Annotated in this window: 16 protein-coding genes and 2 pseudogenes; 16 read left to right on the top strand and 2 right to left on the bottom strand. The window is 40.2% G+C overall.

Annotated features, from left to right (window positions below; translation table 11 throughout):
* Positions 1-97: 97 nt before the first annotated feature.
* From ACYVD3_RS15590 to ACYVD3_RS15580, 3 genes and pseudogenes are all read left to right on the top strand, one after another.
* Positions 98-1,534 carry an AlbA family DNA-binding domain-containing protein gene (locus ACYVD3_RS15590; protein ID WP_460643405.1) on the top strand — a complete coding sequence of 479 codons (1,437 nt, stop codon included), beginning with the start codon at positions 98-100 and terminating at the stop codon, positions 1,532-1,534.
* Between the two features lie 132 nt (positions 1,535-1,666).
* The gene (locus tag ACYVD3_RS15585) at positions 1,667-4,657 is read left to right on the top strand and encodes a TOTE conflict system archaeo-eukaryotic primase domain-containing protein (RefSeq protein ID WP_460643404.1); all 2,991 of its coding nucleotides are present in this window, start codon (positions 1,667-1,669) and stop codon (positions 4,655-4,657) included.
* 90 nt (positions 4,658-4,747) lie between these two features.
* Positions 4,748-4,828, top strand: a pseudogene (locus ACYVD3_RS15580) (hypothetical protein); the annotation flags it as partial.
* A 146-nt stretch (positions 4,829-4,974) separates the two neighbouring features.
* Here ACYVD3_RS15580 and ACYVD3_RS15575 read toward each other — a convergent pair.
* Both ACYVD3_RS15575 and ACYVD3_RS15570 read right to left on the bottom strand, forming a co-directional pair.
* Complete coding sequence (locus ACYVD3_RS15575) at positions 4,975-5,400, bottom strand: DUF4143 domain-containing protein (protein ID WP_460643403.1); 426 nt, start codon at positions 5,398-5,400, stop codon at positions 4,975-4,977.
* 102 nt (positions 5,401-5,502) lie between these two features.
* The gene (locus ACYVD3_RS15570; RefSeq protein ID WP_460643402.1) at positions 5,503-5,826 is read right to left on the bottom strand and encodes a hypothetical protein; all 324 of its coding nucleotides are present in this window, start codon (positions 5,824-5,826) and stop codon (positions 5,503-5,505) included.
* A gap of 333 nt (positions 5,827-6,159) precedes the next feature.
* On the opposite strand from ACYVD3_RS15570, the gene ACYVD3_RS15565 reads away from it, so the two are divergent.
* The 13 genes and pseudogenes from ACYVD3_RS15565 to ACYVD3_RS15505 form a co-directional block, all read left to right on the top strand.
* Positions 6,160-6,810, top strand: a complete 651-nt coding sequence (locus tag ACYVD3_RS15565; protein ID WP_460643401.1) for a helix-turn-helix transcriptional regulator — start codon at positions 6,160-6,162, stop codon at positions 6,808-6,810.
* A gap of 110 nt (positions 6,811-6,920) precedes the next feature.
* Complete coding sequence (locus ACYVD3_RS15560; protein ID WP_460643400.1) at positions 6,921-7,679, top strand: 3-oxoacyl-ACP reductase family protein; 759 nt, start codon at positions 6,921-6,923, stop codon at positions 7,677-7,679.
* A gap of 30 nt (positions 7,680-7,709) precedes the next feature.
* Positions 7,710-9,206 (top strand): sugar ABC transporter ATP-binding protein, encoded by a 1,497-nt coding sequence (locus tag ACYVD3_RS15555; RefSeq protein WP_460643399.1) that lies wholly within the window; start codon positions 7,710-7,712, stop codon positions 9,204-9,206.
* A 3-nt stretch (positions 9,207-9,209) separates the two neighbouring features.
* The gene (locus ACYVD3_RS15550; protein WP_460643398.1) at positions 9,210-10,190 is read left to right on the top strand and encodes an ABC transporter permease; all 981 of its coding nucleotides are present in this window, start codon (positions 9,210-9,212) and stop codon (positions 10,188-10,190) included.
* A 72-nt stretch (positions 10,191-10,262) separates the two neighbouring features.
* The gene (locus ACYVD3_RS15545; protein WP_460643397.1) at positions 10,263-11,330 is read left to right on the top strand and encodes a sugar ABC transporter substrate-binding protein; all 1,068 of its coding nucleotides are present in this window, start codon (positions 10,263-10,265) and stop codon (positions 11,328-11,330) included.
* Positions 11,331-11,356: 26 nt separating this feature from the next.
* Positions 11,357-12,748 (top strand): allantoinase AllB, encoded by a 1,392-nt coding sequence (gene allB, locus ACYVD3_RS15540; protein ID WP_460643396.1) that lies wholly within the window; start codon positions 11,357-11,359, stop codon positions 12,746-12,748.
* Complete coding sequence (locus tag ACYVD3_RS15535) at positions 12,745-13,998, top strand: allantoate amidohydrolase (RefSeq protein ID WP_460643395.1); 1,254 nt, start codon at positions 12,745-12,747, stop codon at positions 13,996-13,998. Before allB ends, ACYVD3_RS15535 begins: the two co-directional genes overlap by 4 nt.
* A 23-nt stretch (positions 13,999-14,021) precedes the next feature.
* Positions 14,022-14,408, top strand: coding sequence for a RidA family protein (locus ACYVD3_RS15530; RefSeq protein ID WP_460643394.1), 387 nt, complete (start codon positions 14,022-14,024; stop codon positions 14,406-14,408).
* 426 nt (positions 14,409-14,834) lie between these two features.
* Positions 14,835-15,512: a MurR/RpiR family transcriptional regulator gene (locus tag ACYVD3_RS15525; RefSeq protein WP_460643393.1), complete on the top strand. Its 678-nt coding sequence runs from the start codon at positions 14,835-14,837 to the stop codon at positions 15,510-15,512.
* Between the two features lie 243 nt (positions 15,513-15,755).
* Entirely contained in the window at positions 15,756-17,366 is a 1,611-nt protein-coding gene (locus ACYVD3_RS15520) for a PTS transporter subunit EIIC (protein ID WP_460643392.1), read from the top strand.
* A gap of 14 nt (positions 17,367-17,380) precedes the next feature.
* Positions 17,381-18,706, top strand: a complete 1,326-nt coding sequence (locus ACYVD3_RS15515; RefSeq protein ID WP_460643391.1) for a 6-phospho-alpha-glucosidase — start codon at positions 17,381-17,383, stop codon at positions 18,704-18,706.
* 69 nt (positions 18,707-18,775) lie between these two features.
* Positions 18,776-19,243 (top strand): PTS sugar transporter subunit IIA, encoded by a 468-nt coding sequence (locus tag ACYVD3_RS15510; RefSeq protein ID WP_460643409.1) that lies wholly within the window; start codon positions 18,776-18,778, stop codon positions 19,241-19,243.
* 362 nt (positions 19,244-19,605) lie between these two features.
* Positions 19,606-19,899, top strand: a pseudogene (locus tag ACYVD3_RS15505) (LbetaH domain-containing protein); the annotation flags it as partial.
* Between the last annotated feature and the right edge of the window lie 216 nt (positions 19,900-20,115).

Raw genomic sequence — 20,115 nt, 5'->3', positions numbered from 1 at the left:
ATTACTTTATGCATGATTAGGTAGTATTCCTTATGGGGTACAGTTTGATTTTTTTGTTTGATATCAGATTAAAACTAAAATAGCGGGAGGTGATCTTTTGATTATACAAGAATTAAGAAAATTAATAGAATCTGGCGAAAAAATAGATGTTGAATTTAAGTGTTCAAGAAAAGACATAACTAAGGATGTTTACGACACTGTATGTTCATTTAATAATCGTAATGGAGGACATATTTTCCTTGGGGTAAAAGATGATAGAGAGATTCTTGGTGTAGAGCAAGAATCTATAGATAAAATCCTTAGAGATTTTACAACGGCAATTAATAATGCCAATAAGGTTTATCCACCACTCTATTTGACGCCTGAAGTTTATGAGATAGAACCGGAAATAAAGATTATTTATATTAGAGTTCCTGAGGGAGGTCAGGTTCGAAGGCACAATGGTATTATATGGGATAGAACATATGAAGGCGATATAGATATAACAAAGAATGAAGAATTAGTATATAAGATGTACGCTAGAAAACAAGGCAGCTATTATGTCAACAAGGTATTTCCCGGATTAGGTATGGAATTTCTTAATTCTGATTTAATAAAACGTGCCCGAAAAATGGCAACAGGGCGTGTGGATAATCATCCTTGGGCAACAATGAATGAGGAAGAAATATTACGCAGTTCAGGATTGATTCTGACAGATATGGAAACATACAAAGAGGGAATAACGTTAGCAGCAATTCTGTTATTTGGTAAGGATTCTTCGATTATGTCAGCAATGCCTCAGTATAAGACAGATGCAATTTATCGGGTTGAAAATGTTGACCGTTACGATGACCGTGATGTAATTATTACAAACCTTATAAGTAGTTATGATAGGCTTATGGAGTTTGGAAAAAAACATTTGAATGATGTGTTTGTGCTTGAAGGAATTCAAAGTGTTAGTGCAAGAGATAGAATATTACGTGAGGTTGTTTCTAACATCCTGGCTCATAGAGACTATTCCAGTGGATTTCCTGCCAAACTTATTATTGAAAAGGATAAAATTTACACAGAAAATAGCAATCTTGCACATGGGATTGGAGAATTGAGACTGGATAGATTTGAACCATTTCCTAAAAATCCGCCAATTTCTAAAGTGTTCCGTGAAATTGGACTTGCAGATGAATTAGGTTCTGGAATGAGAAATACAAATAAATATACAAAGCTTTATTCTGGTGGTACACCATCTTTTGATGAAGGCGATATTTTCAAAATAACGATACCTCTAAAAAATATTGCAACAGCAAAAGTAGGACCAGAAAAAGAAAGTGTCGGTCAAAGTGTCGGTCAAAGTGTCGGTCAAGGTGTCGGTCAAGAGGAGGCTGTTTTGCAGGAATTGATTATGAAGTTGATAAATAAAAATAATAAAGTGACAAAAAAACAAATTGCAAAAGAAGCATCAGTGAGTGAAAAAACTATTGAGAGACAGATGAAAAAAATGACCAATGTAAAATATGTTGGAAGAGGGTATAGCGGGCACTGGGAGATAAGGGATTAATTTGTATCGGGTTTAACTTTCAAGTTGAGCGGGTATTAAGCCGGCGACAAATAAACGATGACGAAATAGAGTAAGGATGTAATATGATATTTCATCGAAATTGAGAAGTTAAATTGAAAAGGAGGTATACCCATGGATGATAAAGACAAGTTAATACATGAATTACAGCAAAAAGTATGCAGATTAAAATCCAGAGTGGAATACCTCCAGAGCATTTTGGACGAATCAAGGATTCCATATGAAACAAATCAACCGAAAGAAATTTTAATGAATATTGATTTCACAGAAGAAAACCAAGGAGCGCTCATCCTTTCAGAAGTGATAACTCAGAATCATGCTAAATATTTTTATTCTATGTTCAAAGGAAGAATGGATGTCTATAGCAAGCGTGGAGGTAAGCCAAATTCTAAATCAGGAAAGACCGGGTATTATACACAGTGCTGGAACTTTTGGAAAGATGGGATATGTCCTAAGAAGAACGGTAACAAAATAAGGTGTGGAGAGTGTAAAAATCAGAACTATAAGCCTCTTAATGGTGAAAATATCATGAATCATCTAAAAGGTGAAAGAGAAGACTGTTCTGACGTAATCGGCTTATATCCAATGTTTCCAGATGAAACCTGTAATTTTCTTGTATTTGATTTTGACAATCATGATGAAAAGACGAATGGAGAAGATTTTTCCAATACTGACAATGAATGGATTGATGAAGTCAATGCAATGGTAGTTATTTGCAAAAATAATGACATCCAGGCGTTGGTGGAACGTTCAAGGTCAGGAAAGGGTGCACATATCTGGTTGTTTTTTGAAGAACCTATTCCGGCATCTCTAGCTAGAAAATTTGGCACAGCATTACTTACAAAGGGTGCGGAATCTGTAAATCAAAAAAGTTTTAAATCCTATGATAGGATGTTGCCGGCACAGGACGATATGCCAGAAGGCGGATTGGGGAACCTGATTGCTCTGCCACTACAAGGACAAGCTCTGAAGAAGGGTAATAGTGCTTTTATTGATGAGAGGTGGAATGCTTATCCAAATCAATGGAAAATTCTAAAAGAGACCAGTAAGTTACCAAAATCATTTATAGAGAAAAAGATAACTGAGTGGACAGCAGATGGATTACTTGGAGTTCTCGCAGAAGATATGAGTGGAAGTACTGAAAAAGGTGAAAATGAAGAGTCAAATCCATGGGAAAAGAAAAAACAAAGATTTGAGTCTTCTGATGTTGATGGTATTTTAAACGTTACGATAGCGAACCGGATTTATATTAATATAGAGAATCTAAGGCCTCGATTGCAGAATCAAATCAGAAGATTAGCGGCTTTTAGTAATCCTGAGTTTTATAAAAATCAGGCAATGGGTTTTTCAACACAAGGAACTGCAAGAATTATATCCTGTAGTCAGGATATAGACAACTATATTTGTATACCTCGTGGTTGTGAAGAAAAACTTGTCGAAAGGCTTACAGATGCAGGTATACCATTTAAAAAAGACGATTGCAGGCAAGTCGGTAGAAGTATAGCGGTTTCGTTTGGTGGTGAACTGTATTTAGAACAGCAGAATGCGGCAGATAAAATGCTGGAATACGATACCGGGATATTAGGAGCTGCTACTGCATTTGGTAAAACGGCAGTTGGTGCCTACTTAGTAGCTGCACGCAAGGTAAATACTTTAGTATTGGTGCACAATACGGAAATTATGAAGAATTGGGTGGAGGATTTTGAGAAATTTCTACATATTGATGAAGAACTACCGGAGTATAAAACTATTACTGGCATGATAAAGAAGAGAAAAAGTGTAATCGGGCGTATGTATGCAGGACATAATTCGGTTACTGGAATTATAGATGTTGTAATGATTTCATCCTTGGGTAAAAAGGGAGAAATTAACCAACTGGTAAAAGATTATGGATTAGTTATCATGGACGAATGCCATCATGGAGCTTCTCAAACAGCAGAGGAAGTTCTAAATGAGGTAAATTCAAAATATGTGTATGGGCTTACCGCAACGCCAAAACGTGATGATGGCCAGGAACAAAAAGTATTCATGCAGTTTGGTCCTATACGATATCGTTATACAGCTAAGGACAGGGCAAAAAAACAGGGAATAGAACATTTTGTTTATCCTCGCTTTACAAGGCTGGTACATGCTGATGGAGAAACCCTTAATATAAATGAAGCATACCAGATGGTCAGAGAGAGTGATATCAGAAATAGTCAAATTATTTCCGATGTAAAGGATTGCCTTGTGAACGGAAGATCACCGTTGGTGTTGACCAAATTTAAAGAGCATGCGGCTTATTTATACGAAAAATTAAACGGAAGTGCAGATCACATTTTCTTATTGCAGGGCGGAAAAAGTGTCAAAGAGCGAGATTTAATAAGAAAACAAATGAAGGAAGTACCGGAAAACGAAACAATTGTACTTGTAGCAATTGGACAATATATTGGTGAAGGGTTCAATTATCCAAGGCTTGATACCATGATGTTAACGACACCAATTGCATGGCAGGGAAATGTGGAACAATATGCAGGAAGGTTACACAGAGATTTTAAAAGCAAGCAGGATGTAATTATATATGATTATGTAGATTCGCATATCCGGGTATTGGAGAGAATGTATCATAAGAGACTTCGAGCATACAAGAAAATTGGTTATGAAATTTGTCTGACTCTGACGGATAGAAAGCAGAATGCAAATGCGATATATGACAATGAATCCTATGGAACAATCTATGAAAGAGATCTTCTTGAGGCAAATAAAGATATTATTATTTCCAGTCCAGGTATTAATGAGAAGAAAGTGAAGCGAATCATTGAGTTGATACGAGGCAGACAAGAGTCAGGGGTATCTGTAACGGTTGTAACGCTGAGGGCGGAAAGCTATCCGGAAAATAGAGTGGAGAAAACAGTTCAATTGATAAAGCAGCTTTTAGAGGTTGGAATAAATGTAAAACAGGTGCCGGTTATGCATGAACACTATGCGATTATTGATCAGGAGATTGTATGGTATGGGAGCATGAATTTATTGTCTGGAGAAAAAAGTGATGACAATTTAATGAGAGTTATTAGTAAGGAAATTGCGCAGGAGCTTATGGAGATTACGTTTGGAAAAGGCATGTGAGAGTACAAGTGATAGCAGTGGTTTAATTGATAATTTCGAATATGAACTTGTATTTGATCTTTTGTTGCAACAATTTGATGCAAGAGTTCCCATCATACACTTCTGAGATATCGTTTAAAGGTAATCGATATTCCAAAATCACTGATAACAGATGTAATTTCTCCAAAATAAATGCAAAAAGCTTCTTATAACAATGCCTGACGGTTAGTTTGCTGTCAGGCATTGTTCATTTGGTATCTTATATACTATTTACAATTATGGATTGAAATCTAGGTATAATCTGTAGGAAGTGCTACAGAAAATTTAGATACAAAATGCTACATAAAGTGGAACGGATAGTGGATTCTCAGATTGTTTAAAATTCTTTTCAAAAAAGCGGATGGAATAGCTGGGTTATTTTTTAAAATAAATACGCTGAGACTTTTAGAGTGAACCTTTGTCCCCTTTTTCACTTCAATGCCAATAATCTCGGAATCTTTTTGCAGTACAAAATCAAGTTCAGCACTGTGTTCACTTGCCCAATAGAAGAGGGCGTGTCCATTAGAGGCCAACGCCTGAGCAACGTAGTTTTCAGTAACAGAGCCCATAAACACATTTGATTCTCCTGTCAGGATCGTTTGTTGTGGTGCACCGGATTTTATGACAAAAAAACCTACATCACTCATATAGAGCTTAAAGAAGGACAAATCTGCATATACGGCGATGGGGCTTGTGCCATGATCAATCTTCTGACACTTTAACACGATGCCTGCTTGTGCCAGCTATTCGATTGATTCACCGAACAGTGCAGCACTGCCGCCACGCTGAACAACCTTGTATTGGAACTTTTTATTTTCTTTTGCAAGCTAAGCTGGAATGGAATTGAAACAGTTGCGAATTTTAACAGTATCAGCTGTGGTAGCATATTTTGCCATGTCTGACACATAGTTGTTTGCAATTTCGTTTTGTCCGGTTGGTATAAGAACCAACTTTCCGGAGCCTGTAAAAGTTTGAACACAGGCAGGCTTTCCACCCACAATGAGATAGTACCGATAAAATTCGACAGCTTTTTGGTGGAGCGTTTCAGGCAGTGGAGCCATCAGATCAAAAGCTGATCGAATTTCCTGCGATAGCTGTTCTTCACCATTTGCCCAAAGAAATTCCTCAAAATCCATTGGGTAAAGCGTCATGCTCTCCACCTTGCCCATAGGGAAAGAGTAAAGCTTGAGAAAGGCGATGGTGCTGATGCATCAATGAAGAAGAAAATGGAGGGTTTTAACCTTTCTTCTCTGATTAGAAAGCTGGTTTTCCAGGTATTTGAGAATTATTTTTTCTTTAATTAAATACTTTTTTTATTAATAAAACAAACAATAAGTTTTGAAAAACTAAAAAACAAACAAAAAGTATTAAATAATCGCTTGAAATTTAAAAAAACAAAACAAAAAGTTATAATAATATATTGACACAAAACAAAAAGTGTTGTATTATGTTTTTGTAAAGAACGACTGAAAGAGGTAATACTTATGGAAATGAATAGTAAGCTTTTTGATACGGATTTTGTAAACAGACTGTTAGACATGTTGGAACAGCAGTTAGGTAAAGGTTCGGAAATTGTTCTGCATGACTTGCGAAACGGCTATGAACATACGATTGTTGATGTTCGAAACGGAGAAATCACGGGCAGAAAGATTGGTGGAACCGGAAGCAACCTGGGTCTGGAAGTGATGAAAGGGACAACAGGGAAAGGGGATAAATACAATTATATTACGAAACTCCAGGATGGTCGTTATTTACGTTCCTCTTCACTTTACATAAGGGACAAGGAAGGGGAGATTGTCGGATGCCTTTGTATCAATACAGATATTACGGAGACGCTTAAGTTTGAACAAGTACTAAAAGAGATGAACCGGTGTGATTTAAATAATCCGGAGGAGGAAATTTTTGTGTCAGATGTAAATCAGCTTTTGGAAAGCATAATAAAGAAGACACAGGAAAATATGGGGAAAGAACTGGAACAGATGACCAGAGAAGACAAAATAAATTTTGTGCGGTGTCTGAATGAAAAAGGAGCTTTTTTGATTACAAAATCAGGAGAACGGGTACAGGAATATCTGGGGATTTCAAAATACACTCTCTATAGTTATTTGGATTTAGCAAAAAATCAGAAAGAATAAGTAATTCTTTATAGATGGAATTAAATACCCATAACAACAAAGTTTACCGCAAACATACTGTTGGTATGGGTATTTTTTGTACCTAAAAATAAGAAAGTGGAGGGATTAAAATGAAACTGAAAGGAAAAATTGCAGTCATCACAGGCGCTGGAGCGGGGCACGGAATGAGCAGGGGTTTTCCCACTATTTATGCAAAGGAAGGTGCAAATCTTGTGCTGAATTACTACAAGGATGATACGGTTAAAATGGAGGAGCTGAAAACAGAGTTAGAAGCTTATGGCAGTCGTGTTGTAATGCAGGAGGGGGACATCTCAAAACCGGAAGTGGCCGAAAAATTGATTAAGAGAGCCATTGACGAATTCGGGAGAGTGGATATTCTTCTCAATGTTGCCGGAATTTCTAATCCTAAATTGTTGGTAGATATGACCCTTGAGGATTGGAACCGGATGCTTGAAGTAGACTTAACCAGCAGCTTTCTGACTTGTAAATATGCAGTTCCCTATATGATCAAGCAGAAATTTGGAAGAATTATCAACTTATCTTCTCAGATTGCACAAAAAGGCAGCGTAGAGCATTGTCATTACAGTGCAGCAAAGGCGGGCCTGATCGGATTTTCCAAATCACTGGCACGAGAATTAGGGCAGTATAACATAACTGTAAACTGCATTGCTCCAGGGCCTATTGAGACACAGCTTATGGGTGTGGTAAGCCCGGAATGGAGAAAACAGAAAGAATCAGAGCTGGTTCTTCCAAAGTTTGGTGAGCTTGAGGAAATTCTTCCTACAGCTGTATTCCTGGCTGCAGAGCCAGATGGCAATTTGTATACAGGACAGACCCTGGGTCCTAATCTGGGAGACGTAATGATGTAAGGAGACTTCGGAAGAAATGGGGAACAAAGCATGAAAAAAGTTCTTTTGGAAACAGAAAGTATTGGGAAGTCATATTCAGGCAATGCAGTGTTAAGAGATATTAATCTCATAATCAGGAAAGGCGAGGTCCACGCTCTGATGGGGGAAAATGGAGCCGGAAAATCAACTTTGGTGAAGATCATCACAGGAGTGGTCAAAGCAAATTTCGGAACGGTCACCTATGAAGGGAAAGCACTTGTCATTAATCATCCAAAAGATATTTTTGACATGGGAATTGGGATTGTTTATCAGGAATTCAACTTAATGCCGGATTTAACGGTGGCACAAAATATTTTTATTGCCAGAGAACCTGAATTAAAAATAAAGGGGTTTCTGGATGATAATAAGACTAATGCCATGGCGCAGGATATTCTAAAGGAATTGGAGTGTGAGATTGATCCGGAACGGAAGGTGGAAGAGCTGAGCGTGGCGGAGCAGCAGATGGTGGAGATAGCAAAATCTTTGTCATACAATTGCAAACTGTTAATTATGGACGAACCGACGGCAGCGCTGACAGATAATGAAATTCAGGTATTGTTTAAAATCATCCGAAAATTAAGAGATAAGGGGGTTGCAATTATCTATATTTCTCACAGAATGAGTGACTTGGATGAAATAGTAGATACGGTCAGCGTATTGCGTGACGGTTATCTCATCAGCACCCGTCCTTATAATCCTCAGATCAAGGAGCTTTTGATCCGTGAAATGGTTGGACGGGATCTCACTCAGCAATTTCCTCCAAAACCAGATTACCACAAGGCAGATGTCACTCTGGAAGTGGAGAATTTAAACTCCGGCAAACGGCTCCATAATATATCGTTTAAGGCATATAAAGGAGAGATTCTTGGCATTGCCGGCCTAATGGGAGCCGGGCGGACGGAGATGATGAGGGCGATTTTCGGAGCATATAATAAAAGTTCCGGCACCGTAAAAGTGAATGGAAGAGAAGTACATATTCGAAATCCGAAAGAAGCTATCCGTGAAGGAATTGCATATTTGACTGAAGACAGAAAAAAGGATGGTTTGTTCCTGGGGTTATCCATTAAGGAAAATATTGTTTCTTCCAGTTATGATGCATTTACCAGAAGAGGCTTTGTAAATGACGGGAGAGCAGAAGAGGCAGTCTTGAAATATGCGGAAAAAATGAGCATTAAAATGCATGGCTCCAGGCAGGCGGCCGGTACTCTGTCCGGAGGTAACCAGCAGAAGGTAATGGTGGCGAAATGGCTTTGTAATCATGCTCAGATAGTCATTTTTGATGAACCGACCAGGGGGATTGATGTAAAATCAAAGTATGAAATTTATGAGCTGATGTATGAACTGATTCAAAAGGGTGTGACTATTATCATGATATCTTCTGAAATGCCCGAAATACTTGGAATGAGTGACCGAATACTGGTTATGAAGGATGGTGGCATTTCCGGGGAATTGGATAAGGCAGAAGCGACGCAGGAGAAGATACTTCAATTTGAGATGATGGAGGGGTAAGGAATGGTTCAGATAAAAGCAATGAATTTACAAAAGCCAAAAGCCAGGTTTAATATGCAGTTGGTTGTCACTTTGGTTGGCCTTGTTCTGTTAATGATATTTTTTTCATTAAATACCAAGAACTTTTTAAGCCAGAGAAATTTACTGAATATCGCTCTGCAGACATCAGTAGCCGTACTGCTGGCGGTAGCAGAAACCTTTGTAATTATTACCGGAGGGATTGATCTTTCCATTGGCTCGATGTCGGCAGCATCCGGAATGGTTGTTGCCATTGCTCTGAATCATGGAGTTCCGGTTCCGGCGGCGATTGCGCTGGGGATTTTAGTTGGGATTCTCTGCGGGGCTTTTAATGGATTTACAATTACGGTGTTGGGAATTATTCCTTTTATTGCAACTCTTGGTACCAATAGTATTATGCGAGGATTGATTTATGTCATATTAAATGGAATTCCACTTTCGGCATCATCCGCCGGAGAAGCATTTACGTGGATTGGACAAGGAAAGCTGGGGGGATGGTTGCCTTATCCAGTATTATTTATGGCAATTATTGCAGTGCTTGCAACAATTATTCTGACAAAATCAAGGTTTGGAAGGACTATTTTTGCCATAGGAAGTAATGAGGGTGCGGCATTTTTATCAGGCATTAAGGTTAATGCGACAAAATTTAAAGTGTATCTGCTTTGTGGTTTTTTGTCCTCTGTTGCAGGAATAATCTTGACTTCCAGAGTGGCTTCTGCATCTCCTACAGCTGGACAGGGAGATGAAACTTTTGCAATTGCTGCCGCAGTCATTGGCGGAGCCAGTATGTCGGGAGGAAAGGGTAATATGCTCGGAACGATTATCGGAGCATTTATCATTGGTATTTTAAATAACGGATTAAATTTAATTGGACTGAGCTCGTTCTGGCAGCAGGTGGCCGTTGGCTGTGTCATTATTTTGGCAGTATTTTTGGATGTTGTACGAGTAAGGTTCAAGAATCAGTAAGTGGGGTCGGGAATTTAAGTTTAAAGGTAATGTTATTCAAAATAAATCTAATAAAAAGAAGGAGTGTAGCAAATGGGTAAGATGAAAAAAGTGAAAGCAATGGCATTAACAGGTCTTGTGGCAGCTGCGTTAATGGGGTGTGGAAGCCCTGATGCAGGAAGCAGTTCAATTAAGGCAGAAGGTAAGACGGAGGAGAAGCAGGAAACTGCAAAGACAGAAGAAACAAAAACAGAAGCAACAAAAACATCTGATTCGGAAAAGACCATGACAATTGGCCTGATTCCACAGTCTACACTGTTTGTATTTTACGATTATGTTCAAAAGGGCGCCAATGATGCGGCGGCTGAGGCTGGGTATAAGATTAATTACCAGGGCACCACAACGGATACGGATGGAACCGGGCAAAGAAAAATTGTAGAAGATATGATTGTAACGGGAATTGATGCACTGGCAATTTCCGCAACAAATGCGGATGCGGTCAGTGATCTGCTTAAGTCTTTGGATATTCCGGTTATAGCCTGGGACTGCGGTTTAGATTCTTCTGTTTGTGCAACCAGCGTTTCCGTAGACCATTATAAAGCGGCCGGAGAAGTGGCAGATTATGTAATTGAGCATAGTCCTGAAGGGGGGAAATTTGCTGTGATTTCCACGAATGCAGGAAATGCGGTTATTCAGCATCGGGAAAAGGGATTTATGGACAAGCTGGCAGCAACGGATGGGTTTGAATGTATTGGGCCGTTCTACACCGATGGTGACTTGGAAAAAACTGCAAATACAACTCAGGATTTACTCATGGAAAATGCGGATCTGAAAGGCATATTTATGGTAAACGAAGGCACAACGGAAGGTGCCTGCCAAACAATTAAGAATGAAAAGAGAGAGGATATGCTGGTATTTGGTTATGATACATCGGAATCTTTGATCAAGTATGTATATGACGGAGTTTTGGACGGAATGGTTTCTCAAAATCCATACGGTCTTGGATATAATTCTGTAAAGCAGGCAATTGCAGCAGTAGAAGGACAGACCGATTTTCCGGAATTTATTGAAAATGCTTCTGTGCTGGTGACATCTGATAATATTCATGACAAGGATATTATTAAGATTCTGGACCCCCTTGGAACAATGAACCTGCAGTAAGAACAGTGAGATGAGGCAATGTGATTATGAATTGTGATTTAGTAATTACCAATGGGCTTTTGGTGCTGGAAGATGAAGTGGTCCGAAAAGATATCGGGATTTGCGATGGGAAAATATTAACAATTTTTGATGAGGACTGCTGTGAAATGGATTGCATTCAGGCAAGGCAGACGTTGGATGCAGAAGGGTGTTATGTGATGCCTGGAGCAATTGATACGCACACTCATTTTTTTGAACCTGGGGCGGATTACCGGGAAGATTTTGCCCATGGAACCAGAGCCGCAGCCAGCGGAGGGTTTACCTGTATCATGGAAATGCCAAACAGCAATCCGGCAGTGGTTGATGCAGATACATTTCATTTGAAAAAACAACTGGCAGCAAAAGGGGCTGCCGTGGATTATGCAATCTGGGCAGGCGCAACGGCAGATAACCAGGGGAATCTGGAGGAACTAAAAGACCTGGGATGTGTTGCGTATAAGGCATTTACTTTGGATGCTGGCCCAACCTTTCCTTACCTGAATACAGAGATGGAAATGGAAGCCATGCAGAAGATAGCAGGACTTGACAGAGTTTTTGGATTTCATGCAGAGGACCCGATTGTTATTACAGAGCTGGCAAAACGATACTGCAGTCAGCCGTGGAATCTTGAGCTTCACGATCAGGCACGGCCTTATTATGCAGAACTGGCTGCAATTAATCAGATTATTCTGTTCTCAAAGAAAACCGGTTGTCCGGTACATATCTGCCATGTGTCTATTCCGGAAGGGGCGGAGTTAATTGTAAAGGCAAAGCAGGATGGTGTGGATATTACGGCGGAAAGCTGCTCCCATTATTTTCTGCTTAATATGGAAGATGATGCAAAATATGATACATATGCCTTAATTCAGCCCCCGCTCAGGAAAAAGGAGCGGATGGAAAAATTATGGGATTATTTATTTGACGGATCTATCGATTATCTTGGAACAGATCACGCTCCTTATACGGCAGAGGATAAGGAGCCGGAGGATGGAGACAAATGGAAGGTAATCGGCGGCACGCCCTCCATTGATGTGGCATTTCCCCTGATGTTTGATGAGGCAGTTTTGAAACGGGGAATGAGTCCGGTTCAGTTTGCCAAATTAAGCGCAACCAATGCTGCAAAAAGGTTTAAACTGTATCCGCAAAAAGGAAGTATCCGAGTCGGAGCAGATGCAGATATTACAATCGTTGATTCACACTTTCCCTGGAAGATTGATCGCAGCAAAAGTTTTTCCAAAACCAGGAATGAAAAATTTCCTTATCAGGGGAGATTGGTAAATTGTAAGGTAATGACTACGATAGTGAGAGGAAAAGTTGTATTTGATCATGATACAATTATGGTAAAAGGTGGTTATGGGCAGTTTGTCAGGCCGCAGCAGTTGGCAGGAGGCAGTTTATGAAAATTAATGCGGAAAGATTATGGGACAGAGAACAGGAAGTTGGTGAATACGGGAGAGATCCAAGAGGCGGAATCAGCCGTTTTGCATGGACGCCGGAATATCGGGAATCGGCAATTCTTTTGATTAAATGGATGGAAGAGGCCGGACTAAAGGTAAGAGTGGATACCGTAGGAAATATTTATGGACGATATGAAGGAATGGAAGATCTGCCTCCGGTCTTGACTGGCTCTCATTTTGATACCGTACCCATGGGAGGTAAGTACGATGGGCTGGCAGGGGTTATGACGGCATTGGAGGCTCTTAAGACAATGAGAGAGGCCGGCTACAAGCCCAAACGCCCGATTGAAATGATTGCATTAATTAATGAAGAAGCAAGCCAGTTTTTAGGCGGCCATTTTGGAAGCAAGGCAATCTGCGGAATGCTGCCCCATGATTTTGCATCTGTATCTGTGGACCGGAATACCGGAAAAACCATGAAAGAAGCTATGCTGGAATACAATATGGGCTTGGAGCCGGATAACTTTGAGGGGTCGTTCATTAAGAAAGAAGATTATTTCGCCTTTATTGAGCTCCATATTGAGCAGGGGAAATATTTGCTTAAAAAAGGATTGCCTGTGGCGGTTGTGGATGATATTGCTGGTATTCACCAATTCTATATCACATATTATGGTGAATCCGTACACGCAGGCGGTATGGCAATGGAAGACAGACACGATGCTTTTGCAGCAGCAGCAAAGACAGCCTGTAAAGTGGAACAACTTGCGCTAGTATCCGGTTCCCCAACCAGAGGAACAGTAGGATACTTAAAGGTTGAACCAAATGAGCATAATATAGTGGCTAATAAAGTTACATTTTCAGTGGATTTCCGTGAAGTGGAAGACGATATCTGGAAGCAGCTGTATGATAATTTGATAGAGTTTGTGGAAAAGCAGTGTGGGGAGAGGGGACTGACTTATGAGGTAAAGTCCACAATCAGCACGGCACCGTGCCATTGCCATCCAAGGCTGAAAGAAATAATTGCAGAAAGTGCGGATAAACATGGAATCCCCTATATGAATATGGTAAGCTACCCGGCTCATGATGCAATGCAGATGGGGAGGTTATACCCAATGGCAATGATATTCTTGCGCAGTTCTAATGGCGGGGTCAGCCATTGTCCGGAAGAGCTTACAACAAAAGAAGATTTGGCAGCAGGAGCACAGGTGCTTTGCGAGACCTTGCAGAGACTTTGTGAATTGGAAGAAATATAATTTATGAAGGAAAGGAAACAGAAATGAAAGCAGAGAAAATTACTACGAGGAAGGCACCTGAGCCGGGAGGATGGTATTCTCAGGCATTTCGGGCAGGAGATTTGGTGTATACAGCTGGCATAACTGCTCATGATCCGATAACAAAGCAGCTTGTTGCACCGGGGGACATTGTAGAACAGACCCGCCAGGCTCTGAGAAATCTTGAGCAGATTCTGTTGGAAGCGGGCTCCGATCTGGATCATGTATTTAAAACTTTGGTATTTGTTGCGGATATTGATCAGTTTCATGTATTCAATGAGGCTTATAAGGAATTTTTCCCGGAAAACCCACCTGCCAGAAGTACTATGGAGATTGGAAAGTTTAACAATGGAGTTATGATTGAAATTGAAGCGGTAGCGACAGTAGTCTGAATTTTTAGAGCAGTGATGTGTAATTAGAAACAGGGTATGGACAATAAGTTAACAAAAGACTGGAAAGGCGGCTTTCGCACCGCTTACCGGTCTTTTGTTATTTCCCGGGTTCACAAATTTGTTTTTTGTTTCAAATTTTGAAGCAAGTATAAGGTCACAGTGAAAAATATATCATTCCTTGTTTTTGCTGTTTGGATAGTATATAATGAGAAAATGAAAAGGCTGAAAGTGCGAAATCAGATCAGCAGTTATTGATGAAGCCTGTATTTTTATTATAGGCAATAAGCGAAAAATATGATTGAAGGTAAAGCAGTTGGAAGGTTCTGGCTATAAAGGAAACTGGGAGAAGAGAAAGATGAAAAATGCAATATTCTGAGCAGGATGAGCCGGCTTATTCCGGTAGTGTGAATTGAGGAGAGTACTTAAATGAGTGATCTTAATGGCTTACAAAGGCAGATTCTGGAAGAAATAAAAGCAGATATTAAAAAGAACAGCGATATGTCAATTAAGGGACTGGCAAAAAGACACTATGTTTCTCCGGCATTTCTGGTGAATTTATCAAAAAAGCTCGGCTATTCCGGATATAGTGAATTAATCTTTTCCTTTAAATCAAACCTGAAAAGCCCGGATATGGCGCAGATGCATGATCTAAAGGGAATCAGAAGTACTGTTATCAGAAATTATTCTGAAGTATTGGCTGCTGATTTTTCCAAAAACATGAAGAGGGCAAAAGAAAAATATATATACGCAGCAGGAGTCGGATATTCGATGGTTGTTATAGACTATATTAGCCGGAAGTGTATCCAGAAAGGATATCGGGTTGTTTATACTGAAAGTTTAGGGGAATTATCCGAGGTCAAGGAGAATGTTGGAATTATGATATCAGAGTCAGGTGAGACTCAGCTTGTGATTGACCAGGCGGAAAAGTGCAAAAAGAATAACTATTTTACAATTGCCTTTTTACGAAATGGGAATAGCCGTTTAGGCAGGATAGTAGATTTGCCGATTATCATTCCCAAAGCGGAATGGGAAGATGAATTACAGGTTAATACTTTCGTGCCAAACGCCATAATAGCTTTCCAACTATTATTTTCCCAATTATAAATAAAAAGTTAATGAAACCGTTTATTTTTGAAAGATCAAGAATAAACGGTTTTTTGATATTTAATATTATTAAAAAACTTGAATTATTTTACTTAATATGAACATTTTCACCAATGGATTGAAAATATTGCAATTAAAAGTTGTAACAGCTATACTAAAAGCGCACTAAGATACAGCCTGCGCAGGCAAAAGCATTTACGTTTTAAGTAAACAAAAGGAGTATTAGTTAAAAGGAGGGGTAACATGTCAAACAGTTTGAAATCTTTTTTTCAAAAATTAGCCAGGGCATTTTTAATTCCTGTATCCCTGATTGGTGTAGCTTCACTGATCATGGCAATCGGCTGTGTTTTTACAGATCCGGTGATTATAAAAATAATCCCATTTTTCGCCTGTGTTCCAATTCAATATCTGGGGAATTGGATGGTAACGGCAGGTGTTCAGGTGCTGCATAATCTGGCGCTGATATATGCCATTGCTTTAGCGTTTGGCCTGGCGTCTGAAAAGAAAGAGTATGCGGCTATGGGGGCGTTTATTGGCTATTTTGCTTTGCTGAAATCAATGAATCTGTTGATTACAACTTTCCCGGCGGTAAGGGAAATGTTCCCTGAAACGGGAATTACAACGGTTCTGGGGGTAGAAACTGTTAATGTGGGAATTATGGGCGGTATCCTGGTTGGTGTTATTGTTGCAAATTTGCATAATAAGTTCAAGGATGTAAAGCTGCCCATGGCATTTTCCTTTTATCAGGGAACAAGGTTTGTGCCAATTATTTCCTTAATCGTACTTAGTATTGTTGGTCAGATTCTGCCGTTTATCTGGGTATATGTACAGTTGGCAATTAACGGATTTGCAAAGGTGCTGGGCGGTTTGGGAGTCTTTGGTCCGTTTGTCTATGCTCTCGGGGAAAGAGCTCTGATTCCCACTGGACTGCACCAGATCTGGAATACGATTGTCAGAAATACTTCTGTATCGGGTATATACACATTTGCTTCCGGAACAGTTGCAGAAGGAACAGTGGCCGGGTATGCGCAATATCTGGTGGAAGGCCTGCCGACCAATACCACACTTCCCCAGTTAGTTTCATACTATTTTGGGCCGCAGATTCCCATGATGCTTGGAGGCCTGCCTGCCATAGCACTGGCTATTTACAAATGTGTGGATGCAGATAAGAGAGAAAGCATTAAACCACTGGTACTGGCCGGAGCTTTGACAGCTATATTTGCTGCGATTTCAGAACCAATTGAGTTCATATTCTTGTTTGCGGCACCGCTTTTGTATGTGGTCTATAGTTTTTATACGGGATTAAGCTGGCTGCTGTGTTACATTCTGGGCAGCGGTGTAGGCGGTGCCAATTCCAGTATTATAGGGTTGATTACCAATGGATTCCTAAGGCCCGATTCCCATGTCTGGGTGGTTTGTGTGGTAACGGTGCTGGAATTTGTCCTCTGCTACTTTACTTTCCGCTGGTGGATCATCCATTTCAATGTAAAAACACCTGGACGCGGTGGTGATTATGATGATTCTCTGGCATTTGCTGCAGAAATTGCCAATATTGATATGTCCTCTTCAAAACCTGGAGCACAGGCAGAACTGGATACGAAAAATCCGGAGATGCTGAAGGCACAGCTGATTATCAGAGGATTAGGTGGAAAAGATAATATTACGGAGATGGAGGCCTGTATGTCACGGCTTCGCGTGGCGGTAAAGGATTATGCCCTGATTGACGAGGCGATCCTCAAAAAAACAGGATGCAATGGAATCGTAAAAGCCGGAAACAATGAAATTCAGATCGTTTACGGAACTACCGTTACATTAATTAAGAAAACAGTTGATAAGGTTATGGAAAATAGTTAAAGGAGAAACAAAAAATGAAAAAGTATTCAGTTGTCATTGCCGGGGGAGGAAGCACTTATACACCGGAGATTGTCTGCACATTGCTTGCACATCTTGACAGGTTTCCACTTCGTAAAATTAAACTTTATGATAATGATGAGGAGCGGCAGAACCAGCTGGCAAAGGCCTGCGAAATTCTAGTGCAGGAAAAGGATCTGGAGATTGAATTCCTGGCAACTATGGATCCTGAGGAAGCGTACATTGATGTGGATTTCTGCCTGGCCCATATCCGGGTAGGAAAATTACCCATGCGGGAAATGGATGAAAAAATTGCTTTAAAACACGGCTGTGTCGGACAGGAGACGTGCGGGCCGGGGGGAATTACATATGGTATGCGCTCCATTGCCGGGGTGCTGGAAAACATTGATTATATGGAGAAGTATTCTCCAGATGCCTGGATGTTAAATTACTCCAACCCGGCGGCTATAGTCGCAGAGGCCACAAGGCGATTCAGGCCCAATTCAAAAATTATCAATATCTGTGATATGCCCATTGGCCTGGAAGACTGCATTGCCAATATTGCAGGCTTGAAGGACCGCAAAGAGATGGATGTACGTTATTTTGGTCTGAATCATTTTGGCTGGTGGTGTGATATCAGGGATAAAGCAGGCAATGACCTGATGCCAAGGGTCAGGGATTATATGTTGGAAAAGGGCTTTGTCTCACCGGAAATGACCTCCAACCAGCAGGAATACAGCTGGGAAGAAACATATTTCAAGGCAAAGGATGTTCTTAGGGTAGACCCGACTATGATTCCCAACAGTTACTTCAAATATTACTTCTTCCCAAACTATGTGGTTGAGCATTCGGATCCAAATCATACGCGGGCCAATGAGGTAATGGAAGGAAGAGAAAAAGAGGTATTCACGGCATGCAGGGAAATTGCTGAGGCGGGAACTTCTAAAGGCAGTTATTTGGAGATCACCAACCATGCTACATTTATTGTTGATTTATGCATTGCGCTGGCACAGAATACCCATGAAAGAATGCTGTTAATTGTTCCAAACAATGGTGCTATCCCTAACTTTGATGATGATGCTATGGTAGAGATCCCCTGTCTGGTTGGTAAGAACGGCTATGAACCGCTGTCCATTGGAAAAATCCCTACCTTCCAGAAAGGGTTGATGGAGCAGCAGGTGGCAGCGGAAAAACTGGTGGTGGATGCATGGGAGGAAGGTTCCTATCACAAAATGTGGCAAGCGTATACCCTGTCCCGTTGTGTTCCCAGCGCAACGATTGCCAAAAAACTGCTGGATGATTATATTGAAGCCAATAAGGGATATTGGCCGGAATTGAAATAGTAACAATGGAGTGGAGGCTGAAATCCAGCCTCCATTCTTAAAAAATGGGAGGATGATAGCGTGTTGGGAATGTTTAAAAAGAAAATCAGTGTTTGTGCACCGTTTGATGGAATAGCAATGGATATAACAGAGGTAGAGGATGCGGTCTTTGCACAGCTTATGATAGGGGATGGCTGTGCCATCAGACCGGTTTCCGGAGATGTCTTTGCTCCTGTATCCGGACGGGTAGAGTTGATAGCCGAGACCGGGCATGCCATATGCTTAAAGACAGCGGAGGAGCTTGAGATTATGATTCATTATGGAATTGATACTGTAAGCCTTGAAGGAGAAGGTTTTGATGTTAAGGTGGAGGCTGGGCAGCAGGTTAAAGTGGGAGAGCTATTATGTCATGTTGATATGGAATATTTTAAAGCGCAGAACATTGATTTAACTTCTCCGGTATTGGTTTTGGATTCTGATAAGTTTGCCGTTGTAAATAAACAGCTGGGAAAAGAAGTGACGGCGGGGGAACCTCTGTTTTCTGTTGTCAGAAAATAGGGAGGAAAGGCGTGGATATGCAATGAGTGATTGTGATAATCGGTGGGATACTGATGATGGAAGCGGGTCTGGCAGTATGCAGCAATATAGCACTGGGGATTGTATCCTATATTGAAGGATTTTTGTCGGAAGAGGTATTCCGGGATACAGATAACCGTATAGTTGCGCATAGGAAGTTATTTTTTATGGTTTAAGATGAGGTATTTGCACCTTAATTACCTATGTTGGGAATTCTTTAGATTTCAGTCAGATTGGTTGGTTATTTCGTCGTAAGTGCGTCAGCCTATGTACTGGAGAATTGGACAAAGATACTGAGTTATAGTAAGATATAAGTAATTTATTTAATTGATTGGGGGAATACTATGCAGTACGGACCAGATCCTAATGCTATATATCCAAATGAAAAAATCAAAAGTATTTGTTATATTAAAAACGTGATCACCCGCTCCAATATTATTATTGGGGACTATACCTATTATGATGATGTAAATGGGGCTGAAAATTTTGAAACTCATGTCACCCATCATTATGAATTCTTGGGTGATAAGCTTATCATTGGCAAGTTTTGTGCTATAGCTAAGGGGATTGAATTCATAATGAATGGAGCAAATCATAGAATGTGCAGTGTCACGACCTATCCCTTTAACATTATGGGAGGGCACTGAAAAATATAGGGTTTTAAATCCTGAGTTATTAATAAAACACAAAATCCACCAGACTCAAATTTTTCTGGCGGATTTTGTGTTTTTCCTGTTGATGATGCCTTATTTTGAACCAAGGCTTCCTTTATTTTTCGCTCATCACCTTAATCCCAAAATTCGGTATAGAACTTTTTTTCTTTACACATTGTCCGATGGAACAAATTCTTTAGA

It is taken from the genome of Lacrimispora brassicae (assembly GCF_054772055.1).
The sequence above is the reverse complement of the archived record's forward strand: the minus strand, read 5'-3'. Positions and strand labels throughout refer to the sequence as shown.

Bases quoted from the DNA above. Each gene is read 5' to 3' on its own strand.
- ACYVD3_RS15525 (WP_460643393.1), top strand. From the start codon at position 14,835: ATGAGTGATCTTAATGGCTTACAAAGGCAGATTCTGGAAGAAATAAAA.
- ACYVD3_RS15545 (WP_460643397.1), top strand. From the start codon at position 10,263: ATGGGTAAGATGAAAAAAGTGAAAGCAATGGCATTAACAGGTCTTGTG.
- ACYVD3_RS15555 (WP_460643399.1), top strand. From the start codon at position 7,710: ATGAAAAAAGTTCTTTTGGAAACAGAAAGTATTGGGAAGTCATATTCA.
- ACYVD3_RS15570 (WP_460643402.1), bottom strand. From the start codon at position 5,826: ATGACGCTTTACCCAATGGATTTTGAGGAATTTCTTTGGGCAAATGGT.
- ACYVD3_RS15510 (WP_460643409.1), top strand. From the start codon at position 18,776: ATGTTTAAAAAGAAAATCAGTGTTTGTGCACCGTTTGATGGAATAGCA.
- allB (WP_460643396.1), top strand. From the start codon at position 11,357: ATGAATTGTGATTTAGTAATTACCAATGGGCTTTTGGTGCTGGAAGAT.
- ACYVD3_RS15520 (WP_460643392.1), top strand. From the start codon at position 15,756: ATGTCAAACAGTTTGAAATCTTTTTTTCAAAAATTAGCCAGGGCATTT.
- ACYVD3_RS15550 (WP_460643398.1), top strand. From the start codon at position 9,210: ATGGTTCAGATAAAAGCAATGAATTTACAAAAGCCAAAAGCCAGGTTT.
- ACYVD3_RS15565 (WP_460643401.1), top strand. From the start codon at position 6,160: ATGGAAATGAATAGTAAGCTTTTTGATACGGATTTTGTAAACAGACTG.
- ACYVD3_RS15515 (WP_460643391.1), top strand. From the start codon at position 17,381: ATGAAAAAGTATTCAGTTGTCATTGCCGGGGGAGGAAGCACTTATACA.
- ACYVD3_RS15530 (WP_460643394.1), top strand. From the start codon at position 14,022: ATGAAAGCAGAGAAAATTACTACGAGGAAGGCACCTGAGCCGGGAGGA.
- ACYVD3_RS15535 (WP_460643395.1), top strand. From the start codon at position 12,745: ATGAAAATTAATGCGGAAAGATTATGGGACAGAGAACAGGAAGTTGGT.
- ACYVD3_RS15585 (WP_460643404.1), top strand. From the start codon at position 1,667: ATGGATGATAAAGACAAGTTAATACATGAATTACAGCAAAAAGTATGC.
- ACYVD3_RS15560 (WP_460643400.1), top strand. From the start codon at position 6,921: ATGAAACTGAAAGGAAAAATTGCAGTCATCACAGGCGCTGGAGCGGGG.